The organism is Candidatus Kosakonia sp. 282A-S69, assembly GCF_029433855.1.
Lineage (GTDB): Bacteria > Pseudomonadota > Gammaproteobacteria > Enterobacterales > Enterobacteriaceae > Kosakonia > Kosakonia cowanii_A.
The window spans coordinates 1,397-1,645 of sequence record NZ_JAROAU010000005.1; the positions used below are offsets into that span (position 1 = coordinate 1,397).

Here is a 249-nt window from a genome sequence, read left to right on the forward strand (position 1 = left end):
ATTTAATGCTTCCGGCACAGCTAACTGTTCAAATGAAACAGCCGGCGACTTCTCTTGCTCCAAGTAGGCTTTAAATTCAGCCTCTGCTTCTCTTATTTTTTTCAGCATGTCTTCATTTCCTAACTGAAAGGATTCATTTTGGGCATATGACGAACAGAGCTTAATGACCGGAACATTAAGCTTTTCAGCATACAATTTACCAGCCAGCGCAACAAAGTCATAGATGATCAGATCAGGCTGATCATCCTT

General features: G+C 41.0%; 1 pseudogene. It reads right to left on the bottom strand.

The features are described from left to right. Positions 1 to 249: pseudogene (locus PU683_RS20760) on the bottom strand (UDP-glucosyltransferase); the annotation flags it as partial.